11 protein-coding genes are annotated in these 12,508 nt (G+C 67.6%); 5 read left to right on the forward strand and 6 right to left on the reverse strand.

The annotated features are described in order from the left end of the window. The first annotated feature begins 215 nt into the window (after positions 1-215). Both AC1RL8_RS21330 and AC1RL8_RS21335 read left to right on the forward strand, forming a co-directional pair. Complete coding sequence (locus AC1RL8_RS21330; RefSeq protein WP_492686403.1) at positions 216-1,361, forward strand: efflux RND transporter periplasmic adaptor subunit; 1,146 nt, start codon at positions 216-218, stop codon at positions 1,359-1,361. Then, positions 1,358-4,519 (forward strand): efflux RND transporter permease subunit, encoded by a 3,162-nt coding sequence (locus tag AC1RL8_RS21335; RefSeq protein WP_159273896.1) that lies wholly within the window; start codon positions 1,358-1,360, stop codon positions 4,517-4,519. The genes AC1RL8_RS21330 and AC1RL8_RS21335 overlap by 4 nt, the downstream gene beginning before the upstream one ends. 240 nt (positions 4,520-4,759) lie before the next feature. On the opposite strand, the gene AC1RL8_RS21340 is transcribed toward AC1RL8_RS21335, so the two are convergent. The 6 genes from AC1RL8_RS21340 to AC1RL8_RS21365 all read right to left on the reverse strand — a co-directional run bounded on the left by AC1RL8_RS21340 (position 4,760) and on the right by AC1RL8_RS21365 (position 9,000). Beyond that, positions 4,760-5,452, reverse strand: coding sequence for a Crp/Fnr family transcriptional regulator (locus AC1RL8_RS21340; RefSeq protein ID WP_159273897.1), 693 nt, complete (start codon positions 5,450-5,452; stop codon positions 4,760-4,762). 45 nt (positions 5,453-5,497) lie between these two features. Continuing rightward, a complete protein-coding gene (locus tag AC1RL8_RS21345; RefSeq protein WP_159273898.1) occupies positions 5,498-6,148 on the reverse strand; it encodes a histidine phosphatase family protein in 651 nt (216 codons plus the stop codon). A gap of 22 nt (positions 6,149-6,170) precedes the next feature. Next, positions 6,171-6,767 (reverse strand): DUF4136 domain-containing protein, encoded by a 597-nt coding sequence (locus AC1RL8_RS21350; RefSeq protein WP_390346616.1) that lies wholly within the window; start codon positions 6,765-6,767, stop codon positions 6,171-6,173. 73 nt (positions 6,768-6,840) lie between these two features. Next, positions 6,841-7,770, reverse strand: coding sequence for a tRNA 2-thiocytidine(32) synthetase TtcA (gene ttcA / locus AC1RL8_RS21355; RefSeq protein ID WP_062477895.1), 930 nt, complete (start codon positions 7,768-7,770; stop codon positions 6,841-6,843). Positions 7,771-7,822: 52 nt separating this feature from the next. Then, positions 7,823-8,200, reverse strand: coding sequence for a dihydroneopterin aldolase (locus AC1RL8_RS21360; protein WP_056576172.1), 378 nt, complete (start codon positions 8,198-8,200; stop codon positions 7,823-7,825). A 14-nt stretch (positions 8,201-8,214) separates the two neighbouring features. Beyond that, positions 8,215-9,000 carry an SDR family oxidoreductase gene (locus AC1RL8_RS21365; protein ID WP_492686277.1) on the reverse strand — a complete coding sequence of 262 codons (786 nt, stop codon included), beginning with the start codon at positions 8,998-9,000 and terminating at the stop codon, positions 8,215-8,217. A 42-nt stretch (positions 9,001-9,042) separates the two neighbouring features. Between AC1RL8_RS21365 and AC1RL8_RS21370 the strand changes: the two genes are divergently transcribed. From AC1RL8_RS21370 to AC1RL8_RS21380, 3 genes are all read left to right on the forward strand, one after another. Then, entirely contained in the window at positions 9,043-10,155 is a 1,113-nt protein-coding gene (locus AC1RL8_RS21370; protein WP_492686276.1) for a class I SAM-dependent methyltransferase, read from the forward strand. A 411-nt stretch (positions 10,156-10,566) separates the two neighbouring features. Beyond that, positions 10,567-11,466: a TauD/TfdA dioxygenase family protein gene (locus AC1RL8_RS21375; protein WP_492686275.1), complete on the forward strand. Its 900-nt coding sequence runs from the start codon at positions 10,567-10,569 to the stop codon at positions 11,464-11,466. A 31-nt stretch (positions 11,467-11,497) separates the two neighbouring features. Next, the gene (locus tag AC1RL8_RS21380; RefSeq protein ID WP_492686274.1) at positions 11,498-12,508 is read left to right on the forward strand and encodes an ABC transporter substrate-binding protein; all 1,011 of its coding nucleotides are present in this window, start codon (positions 11,498-11,500) and stop codon (positions 12,506-12,508) included.

The raw sequence follows: 12,508 nt of genomic DNA on the forward strand, positions 1-12,508 counted from the left end.
AGGGGGTGTTTTCCCTCATACCGGGTGCAGCGGGTGGTGCGGGGGCTTTGCGTCGGCCTGCTTTACATTTCTTTACGGCGCCCGTGAACACCGTGCGTCGGCCACTGCTCCAATAGCTGCTGTCAGCCCAAAGTGCACAAGAACCCATGAAGAAATCTGCCGCCTTCGCCCTCGCGGGCGTGTTGATCGTAGCCGTCGCAGGCGGCTGGTGGCGCATGTCGGGCGATCGGTCGGCCGCGAAAGACGCCAAGTCCGCGAACGCCGGGCCTCCCGCCGCGCTGGTCACGCTGGCCATGGCCGAAAAGCAGGACGTGCCGGTCACGGTGCAGGTCAACGGCAGTGTGGTTTCGCTCAACAGCGTCGACCTGCGCCCGCAGGTCACCAACACCGTGAGCGCGGTGCACGTCAAGGAAGGCCAGTTCGTGAAAGCAGGGCAGCTGCTCTTCACGCTGGACGACCGCAACGACCAGGCCAACCTGGCCCGCGCCCGGGCCCAGCAGCAGAAGGACGAGGCCACCATGGCCGACCTGGAGCGCCAGTACAAGCGCAGCCAGGACCTGGTGGCGCAGAACTTCATTGCCAAGAGCGCGGCCGACGCCACGCTGTCGCAGCTCCAGGCGCAGCGCGCCGCCGTCGCGGCCGACCGCGCCGCCGTGCAGTCGGCGCAGGTGGCGCTGGGCTATGCCACGCTGCGCGCGCCCATCGCGGGGCGCATCGGCGCCGTCAACATCTACCCGGGCACGCTGGTGCAGCCCACGCTGTCGCTGGTCACCATCACCCAGCTCGACCCGATCGCCGTGAGCTTCCCCGTGCCCGAAGGCAACCTGCAGGACCTGCTGGCCGCGGCGCGCACGCGCGCCAAGGTCGAGGCGCTGGTCACGGGCCGCCGCGAGCCGCTGTTCGGCACGCTCGACTTCGTCGACAACACGGTCGACCCGCAGATCGGCACCGTGCGCGCCAAGGCCGTGTTCGCCAACGCCGACCAGAGCCTGTGGCCCGGCCAGTTCGTCAACACGCGCATCACGGTGCGCATGCTCGACGGCGTCACCGTGGTGCCGGCCGCGGCGCTCATGATGCTGTCCGATGGCGCCACGCTGTACGTGGTCGATGCCGAGCGCAACGCGGCGCGCCGCCAGGTCAAGGTGCTGCACACCTTCGGCACCAAGGTGGCCGTGAGCGGCGTGACGCCCGGCGAGCAGGTCGTGATCGAAGGCAGCCAGAACGTGCGCCCGGGTGGCAAGGTGCGCATCGACGTGAAGGCGCCGGCCGGCCCGGGCGGGGCGCCTGCCAATGGCACCACGGGCGTCACGCCTGGTAGCGCCGCGTCGTCGGATGTTCAGCCGGCACGAGAACGCGCATGAACATTTCAGAGCTCTGCATCCGCCGTCCGGCGATGACGGTGCTGCTGTCGGCGGCCGTCGTGGTCATCGGCATCTTTGCGTACTTCAGCATCCCGGTGGCGGCGCTGCCCAGCTACAACACGCCGGTCATCAACGTCAACGCGCAGCTGCCCGGCGCCAGCCCCGACACCATGGCGAGTTCGGTCGCGCTGCCGCTCGAAAAGCAGTTCTCGACCATCCCCGGCCTGCAGACCATCAGCTCGGTGAACACGCAGGGCGTGACCTCGCTCACGCTCGAATTCGTCAGCAGCCGCGACATCGACGCCGCCGCGGTCGACGTGCAGGCCGCGCTGCTGCGCGCCCAGCGCCAGCTGCCGCAGGAACTCACGCAGCTGCCTTCGTACCGCAAGGTGAACCCGGCCGACGCGCCGGTGCTGTTCATCGCGCTGATCTCGCCGTCGATGAACCCGTCGGAGCTCAACGACTACGCCGAGAACCTCATTTCGCCCACGCTCTCGACCATCGACGGTGTGGCGCAGGTGGGCGTGTACGGGCGCAAGGCCTTCGCGGTGCGCATCAAGGCCAACGCCGACCTGCTCAACGCGCGCAACATCACGCTCGACGAACTGGCCAAGGCCGTGAACTCGGCCAACGCCAACACGCCGGTCGGCACGCTCGACGGCCCGCGCCAGACGCTCACCATCCAGGCCAACCGCCAGCTCATGAAGGCGGCCGACTTCGCCAAGCTGATCATCGCGCAGCGCAACGGCGCGCCGGTGCGGCTGGACGAAGTGGCCACGCTCGAAGACAGCTTCGAGTCGGTCAAGACCGCCAGCAGCTTCAACGGGCAAGACTCGATCTCGCTGGCCGTGCAGCGCCAGCCCAACGCCAACACCGTGCAGGTGGTGGACGCGGTGCGCGCGCTCATCCCGCGCTTCAAGGCCGAGCTGCCGCAGTCGGTCGAGATCCACATGGTCAACGACCGCTCGCTCTCGATCCGCGAGGCGGTGCACGACGTTCAGCTCACGCTGCTGGGCACCATCGCGCTGGTGGTGCTGGTGATCTTCCTGTTCCTGCACCGGCTGGTGGCCACGCTGATCCCGGCGGCCACCATCCCGATCTCGCTGATCGGCGCCGTGGCGCTGCTGTACGCCTTCGGCTACAGCCTGGACAACGTGTCGTTGCTGGGCATCACGCTGGCCGTGGGCCTGGTGGTGGACGACGCCATCGTGGTGCTCGAGAACATCATGCGCTACGTCGAGAAGGGCATGGAGCCGATGGCCGCCGCGCTGCGCGGTGCGCGCGAGGTGGGCTTCACCATCGTGTCGATCTCGATCTCGCTGGTGGCCGTGTTCATCCCGATCTTCTTCATGCCCGGCGTGATCGGCCTCTTGTTCCACGAGTTCGCCGTGGTGGTGGCACTGGCGGTGCTGGTGTCGGCCGTGGTGTCGCTCACGCTCGTGCCCATGCTCGCGAGCCGGCTGCTCAAGCACGTGCCGCGCAAGGCCGGCGCGCTCGACCACGAGGAAGAGCACCCCGAGCCCGGCACGGCGATCGGCCGTGCCTTCGAGCGCGGCTACCGCGCCGTGCACGGCGGCTACATGCGCACGCTCGACTGGACGCTCGGGCACCGCGCGCTGATGCTGGTCATGGCGGGCCTGACCTTCGTGGTCACGGCCTGGCTCTTCATCAGCATTCCCAAGGGTTTCTTCCCCGAGGAAGACATCGGCCAGATCCAGATCACCACCGAGGCGGCCGAAGACATTTCGTTCACCGCCATGAAGGCGCTGCAGGACCGCGTGGCCGCCGCGCTCAAGGCCGATCCGAGCGTGGACTACGTGAGCTCCTTCGTCGGCGTGGGCGGTCCGACCGCCACGCAGAACTCGGGCCGGCTGTTCGCGGTGCTCAAGCCGCGCAGCGAGCGCCCCAAGATGGCCAAGGTGCTCGAATCGCTGCGCCAGCGCTTCCGCGAGATTCCGGGCATTGCCGTGTACATGCAGCCGGTGCAGAACCTGCGCCTGGGCGGGCGCCAGAGCAAGGCGCGCTTCCAGTACACGCTGCAGAGCGTGAATGCCGGCGAGATGGTGCCGTGGTCGACCAAACTCATGGAGCGCATGCGCGCCGACCCCGACTTCCGCGATGTGACCAGCGACTCGCAGAACCGCGGCCTGCAGGCCACGCTGGAGATCGACCGCGACAAGGCCGGCGTGCTCGGCGTGGCCGTGGGCGACCTGCGCACCGCGCTGTACAACGCGTACGGCGACCGCCAGATCGGCAGCATCTACGGCGCCAGCAACACCTACCAGGTGATCCTGTCGGCGGCCGACAGCGACCGCCAGTTCGAGGAAGACGTGGCGCGCCTGTCGGTGCGCAGCACCACCGGCAAGCTGGTGCCGTTGTCGGCCTTCTCGACCGTCAAGCGCACCGTGGGGCCGACCTCGGTCAACCACCAGGGCCAGCTGCAGGCGGTGACGGTGTCGTTCAACCTCGGCCCCGACGTGCCGCTGGGCAACGCCACCGCGAAGATCGACCGCTTCAAGGACGAGCTGAAGATGCCGCAGTCGATCATCACGACCTACGGCGGCGACGCGGCGGTGTTCCAGAGTTCGCAGGGCAGCCAGGCCGTGCTGCTGGTGCTCGCGGTGCTGGTCATCTACGTGCTGCTGGGCGTGCTGTACGAGAGCTACATCCACCCCCTCACCATCCTGGCGGGCCTGCCTTCGGCGGCGGTGGGGGCGCTCATCTCGCTGAAGCTCTTCGGCTTCGACCTCACGCTGATCGCGACCATCGGCATCCTGCTGTTGATCGGCATCGTGAAGAAGAACGCGATCATGATGATCGACTTCGCGCTCGACGCGCAGCGCACCGAGGGCATGAAGCCGGTCGACGCAATCCGCGAAGCCTGCCGGCTGCGCTTCCGCCCGATCCTGATGACCACGCTGGCCGCGCTGATGGGCGCGCTGCCGCTCGCGCTGGGCCTGGGTGCCGGCGCCGAACTGCGCCAGCCGCTGGGCGTGGCGGTGGTGGGCGGGCTGATCTTCTCGCAGGTGATCACGCTGTACATCACGCCCGCGATCTACCTCGCGCTCGACCGCTACAGCGGCAGCGGGCCGATGGTGGAGCTGCCGGGCGAGGCGAAGGCCGAGGCTGCGGCGGGGCACGCGGCCTCGCACGCCTGACGGCGATTCAAAAGATGCCGGATGGCCATGAGCGTGAGCCACCCGGCCAGGAAGGACTTGTGCAGTCCCGCGTGACGCCACACCCGGACCATCGCCCATTGAAGGCGCTCCGGCCTCTCTCCTCAACGGCTCTCTCCATTCCCTCCGCCGCTGCTCTTCCCATGTGTGTGACGGGATGAATGATCGCGAGGGGGTGAGGGTGTCGACGGTATCCAGCGATACAGGAAGCGGGCTTTTTCCTTACGGTGTCGCGTCACGGAAACGATGCAGGGCCGGCGCATTCGGGATGCTGACCTGCCGGGCCCGCGTTTCAATGAGCCCTTCTCTCGCCAGCGCATTCAACGTGCGCGTGACCGTGACGCGGCTCAGGGCCGTCATGGCGCCGATCTGCTCGTGCGTCAGATCCACGGTGAGTTGTTTCGGTGCCTGCGCCGATGGCGGGCGTGCCACCCGCAGCAGCAAGTCGATGACCCGCTCCTTGGGTGCCGCCGAGGCCACCCCGGCCAGCTTGGCGACGATCATGTGGTTCTTGAAGCCGAGCAGCTGGATCAACGAGGTCGCGAGTTCGGGCAGCGCCGAGAACTGCTGCGCGACATCCGCCGGGCGGTAGCGGCTGAGAAGGGCCGGCGCGACCGCCCGGGTCGTCGTCGGTCGGGGGCTGTCGGCAAACGCCGGGCCTTCGCCGAAGATCGCGCCCGGCCCGAAAATCTCGAGCAGGAACTCCGAGCCGTTGCTTCGGTGGATCGTGGAATGCACGAAGCCCGATCGCAAGAGATAGAAGTAGTCGTGCCGTTCGCCTTCGCGCGCAATGGTGTCGCCGGCCTCCAGGGTGACGAAGCTTCCCAGGTGCGTGGCGTCGATCCACGGCGCGGACAGCGACTGGGAGGCGTCCCAGCTGGCGTACGCCGAGGGCGTGGGGTTCGTTCTTTTCATGGGAGCGTCTTGCCCGGGGCGAAGAAAGGCAAGCGGCTCACCCCTCTAGGTCGTGGTCTCGTCCAGCGGCGCGTCCGTCGCCAGGTGCGCGATGTCGCTCCAACCGACGAGGCTGAAGCCCTCGGGCGTCCACAGCATGCGGTTGATGGCCGCGTTGCCGAGTTGCCAGGTGCGCGGCGCCTGCAGCTCCTGGCGCGTGGCGGCGCGGTAGAGCACGTCCATCACGCCGCCGTGGGCCACCAGCACCACCAGCTGGCCCGGGTGGCGCGCGGCGATGGCCGAGGCGGTGCCGGTCACGCGGTCGCGAAAGGTCAGCAGGCTTTCGCCGCCGCCTTCGGGCTCGAACTCGGGGTCGCGCTCGCGCCAGCGGCGTGCGTCCTCGGGCAGCGTGGCCTCGATCTCGGCGAAGCTCATGCCCTCGAAGCGACCGAAGGCGCGCTCGCGCAGGCCCAGGTCGGGTTGCACCTCGAGGCCGTGGGGCTCGGCGATGGCCTGGGCGGTCTGCCAGGCGCGCGAGAGGTCGCTGGCATAGACCGCCGCGACCGGCTCGTCGGCCAGCGCCTGCCCGGCGCGCTGCGCCTGCCAGAGGCCGGTGGCATTGAGGCCGATGTCGAGGTGGCCCTGGATGCGGGTGTCGACGTTCCAGGCGGTTTCGCCGTGGCGCACGGCGATCAGGCGGGTGAGATTGGCTTCCATCCGTCCGAATTCTAGAAGTGCGTCATTTCTTGGCAGCCGGCGTGAGCTCGATGTTCACGCGGCGCTCGCCCGGCGGCGGGTTCGGAAAGCCCTGCAGCGCGGCCTCGAACATCACCGGCAGGATCGCCGCGCTCGAACTGTAGGGGCCGTCGTTGCGCGCGCGGGTCTCGTACACCACGCGGTGGCTGCCGCCCGCCTCGCGCAGCACGAGGCTCACCTCGCGCTGGTACCAGGGGTTGGCCGGCGGCGTGAACATCGGGCCGCCGTACCAGCCGCTGCCATACCAGCGGTGGCCGTAGTAGCCGCCGTAGCCGTAGCCCCACGGACCGGGCCCGTACAGCCACGGATCGGCCCAGGGCGACAGCGCCGCCGTGACGCGCGCGCCGATCTGCGCCGTGTACTGCGGCCTTGTGTCGTCGCGGCGCAGGCCGACCTTGTCGAGCGCGGCCGCGGCCATGGCCTCCAGGCCTTCCTGGCGCGCCGTGTCGGCCTGCTGCGAGGGCAGGCGCTCGAAGCGGTAGGTGGCGCCGGGCGGCACGGTCGTGCCCGGCGTGGCAAAGCTCTTGACGTTGCTGTCGACCACCCAGGAGGTGGCGCAGCCGCTCAGGGTTGCTACCAAAAATAGAGCTGAAAACGCACGATACATAAGGGTCTCCGGGCCAAGTGCCCTAAATTCCCCTGGGTTGCCCGAGTCAGCCTTGAACGATGCGCAGGGCCGAGGGTGCCTGGGAGAGCAGGTCGAAAGCGGGCGTGTCGAAGGCCTTGTCGCCGTTCTCGTCGGCCACGCCCGTCGCCTTCAGACCCTGGAAGTCGTGCAGCGTTCCGTCCAGCAGGTGCGAAGGCACGACGTTCTGCAGCGCGGTGAACATGTTTTCCACGCGGCCGGGGTACTTCTTGTCCCACTCGCGCAGCATCTCGCCGACCTGCTTGCGCTGCAGGTTCTCCTGGCTGCCGCACAGCGTGCAGGGAATGATCGGGAACTCGCGGTGCTGCGCCCAGCGCACCGTGTCCTTTTCGGCCACGTAGGCCAGCGGACGGATCACGATGTGCTTGCCGTCGTCGCTCACCAGCTTGGGCGGCATGCTCTTGAGCTTGCCGCCGAAGAACATGTTGAGGAAGAAGGTCTGCAGCATGTCGTCGCGGTGGTGGCCCAGCGCGACCTTGGTGGCGCCCAGTTCGTCGGCCACGCGGTACAGGATGCCGCGGCGCAGCCGGCTGCACAGGCCGCAGGTGGTCTTGCCCTCGGGGATCACGCGCTTGACGATGCTGTAGGTGTCCTGGTTCTCGATGTGGAAGGCCACGCCGAGCTCGCTCAGGTACTTGGGCAGCACCTCTTCGGGAAAGCCGGGCTGCTTCTGGTCGAGGTTGACCGCGACGATGTCGAAGTGGATGGGCGCGCGCGCCTTCATCTTGAGCAGGATGTCGAGCAGCGCGTAGCTGTCTTTTCCACCCGAGACGCACACCATGACCTTGTCGCCCTCTTCGATCATGTTGTAGTCGACGATGGCCTGGCCGACCTGGCGGCACAGGCGCTTCTCGAGCTTGTGCGTCTCGCGTTCGATCTTCAGCGAGTTGGAGGGCGCACCGGCTTCGGGCGTATCGTCGATCCAGACGGCGTTCATTGGGGGGCTACTTCGGGCAAATCGGGGGAAAGAGCCCCGATTTTGCCTTGGATCACCATTCCCCGGCTTCGATGCGGATGGCGACTTCGCAGTCGTCGAAGATTTCGAGCTTGGCGATCTTTACGCGCACGCCCCGCACGCCGGGCAGTTGCAGCAGGCGCTGCGCGAGCTTGCCGATCAGGCTTTCGAGCAGGTTGACGTGCTCGGCGGTGCACTCGTCGATGATGATGCGGCGCACCTTGCGGTAGTCCAGCACGTGGAAGATGTCGTCGTCCTGCGGCAGCAGCGGCTGCGGGCCGAGGTTGAGCTCGGCGTCCACCAAGATCGGCTGCGGCGCGGTCTTTTCCTGCTCGAGGATGCCCAGGTTGGCGTCGAAGCGCAGGCCCTGGAGGGTGAGTGTCTGGTGGCCGTGCGGTGTGTTCGTGGACATGGTGGTGGTGCTCGTCACATGAGCGAGAAGTCGCGCTCGAATTTCATGAGGTGCTGGCCGCCGTCGACGAGCAGCGTGGTGCCGGTGATCGAGCTGTTTTCCAGCGCGAACTTCACGGTGGCGGCCACGTCTTCCGATGTGGACGAGCGGCCCAGCGGCGACAGCTTGTGCAGCTGCGCGAACTTGTCGTCATCGAGCATGTGGCTCGCCAGCGTGAGGCCGGGCGCCACGCCCACCACGCGCACGCGCGGCGCCAGCGCCAGCGCGAGCATGGGGGTGGCGGCTTCGAGCGCGGCCTTGGAGAGCGTGTAACTCAGGAAGTCGGGGTTCGGGTTCCACAGCTTCTGGTCGAGCAGGTGCACCACGGCGCCGCCCTGCGCATCGCGCCGGGCCAGGTGGTCGTGCAGCGCCTGCGCCAGCAGGATGGCCGCGCCGGTGTTGCTGCGCGCGTGGCGCTCCATGAGCGCGTAGCTGAAGCTGGCGGCGTCGTCGTGTTCGAAGAGGGCGGCGCTGTGCACCACGGCGTCGACGGCACGAAAGCGCGCCGCCACGCGCGGCAGCAGGGCGCGCGTGGCCTGTTCGTCGGCCAGGTCGGCCTCGAACAGCGCCGAGTCGCCCGAGCGCGCGGCGCAGTCGGCCACGGTCTGCTCGGCCTCGGCGCGCGAACTGCGGTAGTGCACCGCCACCTGCCAGCCGCCCGCGGCGAGCGCCAGCGCGATCTCGCGGCCCAGCCGGCGGCCCGCGCCCGTGACGAGGACGGTGCGGCGGCGATCGGGGGTGGAGGGTGGGATGGCGCTCATTCGGAGGAAGAAGACAGAAGACAGGAAGAGGACAATGGCGCCGTGACGACGCCAACGACAAACAGTTTACCCATCGCCCTCGACCATCTGATTGCCCGCTCCGTCGAGCGCGCGGGCGGATGGATCGGCTTCGACCGCTTCATGGCCCTGGCCCTGTATGCGCCGGGGCTCGGCTACTACGCCAACACCTCGGCCAAGTTCGGCCACATGCCCTCGTCCGGCAGCGACTTCGTGACCGCGCCCGAGTTGACGCCGATGTTCGGGCACACGCTCGCGGTGCAGGTGCTCGAGGCGCTGGAGAAGACCGGCACCGACACGGTGTGGGAGTTCGGTGCGGGCTCGGGGGCGCTGGCGGTGCAGCTACTGCATGCGCTGGGCGAGATGGGGCGTAGCGACGTGCGCTATCGCATCGTCGATCTGTCGGGCACCTTGCGCGAGCGGCAGCAGCAGGCGCTGGCGGGGTATGCGGGGCGGGTCGAGTGGCTCGGGGAGTTGCCTGAGTCCATGGCGGGCGTGGTGGTCGGTAATGAGGTGCTCGACGCGATGCCGGTGCAGTTGCTGGCGCGGGTGAAGGGGGCCTGGTTCGAGCGGGGGGTGGTGCGGAATCCGGCGGGGGATGGGTGGACGTGGGCGGACCGGGCTACCGAGTTGCGGCCGCCGGTCGAGGTGCCTGGGGTGCACGACTACCTCACGGAGGTGCATCCGCAGGCTCAGGCGTTCATTGCGACGCTGGCGGATCGGCTTGGGAAGGGGGCGGCGTTTCTCATCGACTACGGGTTTCCCGAGGGCGAGTACTACCACCCGCAACGGCACATGGGGACGGTGATGTGCCACCGGGGGCACCAGGCGGATGGCGATCCTCTTTCGGAGGTGGGGTACAAGGACATCACGGCGCATGTGGACTTCACGGGGATTGCTGTGGCGGGGCAGGAGGCGGGGCTTGCTGTTCTTGGCTATACGAGTCAGGCGCGGTTTCTTTTGAACTGCGGGATCTTGGGGCGGATGGAGCGGGGGACTGTGGCGCAGCGGGGGATGGCGGCTCGGTTGATTCATGAGCATGAGATGGGGGAGCTGTTCAAGGTGGTGGGGTTTGCTGTGGGCGAACCTTGGGACGCCGTCGGGTTCTCTGAAGGGGATCGGAGTCATACGCTCTGAGATCTTTGGTCTTGGCTGAGTGATTGCTTCCCGGGGCCGGGACTCGCCCCGGCGGGCGACTTACTTTCTTTTGCTTCGCCAAAAGAAAGTAAGCAAAGAAAAGGCGACCCCACTGTCTGCGTCCCTCCGCTTCGCTGCGGGCAACCTGCGGTGCTCGCGTTTCGCGGGGTCTCGCCCAAACTCGCTTCGCTCAAACAAGGGCGAGCCCTGATCCGCGAAACGCTGCGCTCCTCGGCGCAGCCAGAGGGGCTTGGATACCGGGCGGGCCATCGCTGCGCTCGGCCACCACGGCGCCAAAGGCGCTGCGCGCTTTGGGCGCCTTGTGCTTGTGCTTTCAACGGAAAGAGTTGGTCATAAGCAAGCAACAAAGACTTCGTTGGGGAATGGAGGGCGCGCTTCTACATTCGCGGCATGACTGCCGTTCTTTCCCGTGCAACCTCCACTGCCGAGGTCCCGGCGCAGCACTTCGAGGTGCGGCCTTTCGATGCGCCTGTCGGTGCGGAGATCGTCGGGCTCGACATCGCTGAGCCGATCAACGCCGCCGACTTCCAACGCATCCACCGCGCGCACCTGGACCACCACGTGCTGGTCTTTCGCGACCAGCGCATCACGCCCGCACAGCACATCGATTTCAGCCGCCGCTTCGGGCCGCTCGAGATCCACGTGCTGCACCAGTTCCAGCTGAAGAACCACCCCGAGATCCTGATCGTCTCGAACATCAAGGAGAACGGCGAGCCGATCGGTCTCGGCGACGCGGGCGTGTACTGGCACTCCGACATTTCGTACAAGCCCAACCCCAGTCTGGGCTCGCTGCTGCACGCGCAAGAGCTGCCGAGTGAAGGCGGCGACACGCTGTTTGCCGACCAGCACCTGGCGTGGGAGGCGCTGCCTGCCGAGCTGCAGCAGCGCATCTTGCCGCTGAAGGCGGAGCACAGCTACCTCGCGAAGTACGAGGAACTGCGTGCGAAGAATCCGTGGCGGCCGAAGCTTTCACAAGCGCAGATCGATCAGGTCGCTCCCGCCGTGCAACCCGTGGTGCGCACGCACCCGGAGACGGGGCGCAAGGCGCTGTTCGTCAGCGAGCACTTCACGACGCGCATCGTCGGCCTGCCGCAAGACGAGAGCGATGCGCTGCTGGCCGAGCTGTTCGCGCACAGCGTGAAGCCCGAGTTCGTGTACCGCCACACATGGGCACCGTACGACCTGGTGTTCTGGGACAACCGCTCGCTGATGCACCTCGCGGCAGGCACGCCCGACCACCTGCGCCGCCGGCTCAACCGCACCACCATCGTGGGCGACACGCCGTTCTGATTTCTTTTCTTTCTCTTTTCCGGACTTTCCAATGAACCGCTTCACCCGCCGCGCCGCCGCGCTCGTCACCGGCCTCGGCCTTCTCGCCGGCAGCCTGGCCGCGCACGCCGAAGGGCAGATCCGCATCGCCGAGCAGTTCGGCATCGTCTACCTGCTGCTCAACGTGGCGCAGGAGCAGAAGCTGATCGAGAAGCACGCGAAGGCCGCGGGGGTCGATGCGAAGGTGGAGTGGGTCAAGCTCTCGGGTGGCTCGGCGGTGAACGACGCGCTGCTGTCGGGCAACATCGAGATCGCGGGCGCCGGCGTGGGGCCGCTGCTCACGCTGTGGGACCGCACCAAGGGCAAGCAGAACGTGAAGGGCGTGGCCTCGCTGGGCAACTTCCCGTACTACCTGGTGAGCAACAACCCGAACGTGAAGACGATCGCCGACTTCACGGACAAGGACCGCATCGCGCTGCCCGCCGTGGGCGTGTCGGTGCAGTCGCGGGTGCTGCAGATCGCGTCGGCCAAGCTGTGGGGCGACAAGGAATTCAACCGGCTCGACAAGATCAGCGTGGCGCTCCCGCACCCCGATGCGGCGGCGGCGATCATCAAGGGCGGCACGGAGATCACGGGGCACTTCGGCAACCCGCCGTTCCAGGAGCAGGAGCTCGCGGGCAATCCGAACGCGCGCATCGTGCTGAACTCGTACCAGGTGCTGGGCGGGCCGTCGTCGGCCACGGTGCTGTACGCGACCGAGAAGTTCCGCAACGAGAACCCCAAGACCTACAAGGCCTTCGTCGATGCGCTCGACGAGGCGGCGAAGTTCGTCACGGCCAACCCCGAGAAGGCGGCCGACATCTACCTGAAGGTGAGCAACGCCAAGCTCGACCGCGAGTTGTTGCTGAAGATCATCAAGAACCCCGAGGTGCAGTTCAAGACCGCGCCGCAGAACACCTACGTGTTCGCGGAGTTCATGCACCGCGTAGGCGCGATCAAGAACAAGCCGGCGTCGGTGAAGGACTATTTCTTCGACGACGCGCACACGGCCTCCGGGAACTGA

It is taken from the genome of Variovorax sp. GW822-FHT04E09, assembly GCF_058800845.1.

Coding starts and splice junctions, on each gene's coding strand:
- AC1RL8_RS21330 (WP_492686403.1), top strand. CDS start 216: ATGTCGGGCGATCGGTCGGCCGCGAAAGACGCCAAGTCCGCGAACGCC.
- AC1RL8_RS21335 (WP_159273896.1), top strand. CDS start 1,358: ATGAACATTTCAGAGCTCTGCATCCGCCGTCCGGCGATGACGGTGCTG.
- AC1RL8_RS21340 (WP_159273897.1), bottom strand. CDS start 5,452: ATGAAAAGAACGAACCCCACGCCCTCGGCGTACGCCAGCTGGGACGCC.
- AC1RL8_RS21345 (WP_159273898.1), bottom strand. CDS start 6,148: ATGGAAGCCAATCTCACCCGCCTGATCGCCGTGCGCCACGGCGAAACC.
- ttcA (WP_062477895.1), bottom strand. CDS start 7,770: ATGAACGCCGTCTGGATCGACGATACGCCCGAAGCCGGTGCGCCCTCC.
- AC1RL8_RS21360 (WP_056576172.1), bottom strand. CDS start 8,200: ATGTCCACGAACACACCGCACGGCCACCAGACACTCACCCTCCAGGGC.
- AC1RL8_RS21365 (WP_492686277.1), bottom strand. CDS start 9,000: ATGAGCGCCATCCCACCCTCCACCCCCGATCGCCGCCGCACCGTCCTC.
- AC1RL8_RS21375 (WP_492686275.1), top strand. CDS start 10,567: ATGACTGCCGTTCTTTCCCGTGCAACCTCCACTGCCGAGGTCCCGGCG.
- AC1RL8_RS21380 (WP_492686274.1), top strand. CDS start 11,498: ATGAACCGCTTCACCCGCCGCGCCGCCGCGCTCGTCACCGGCCTCGGC.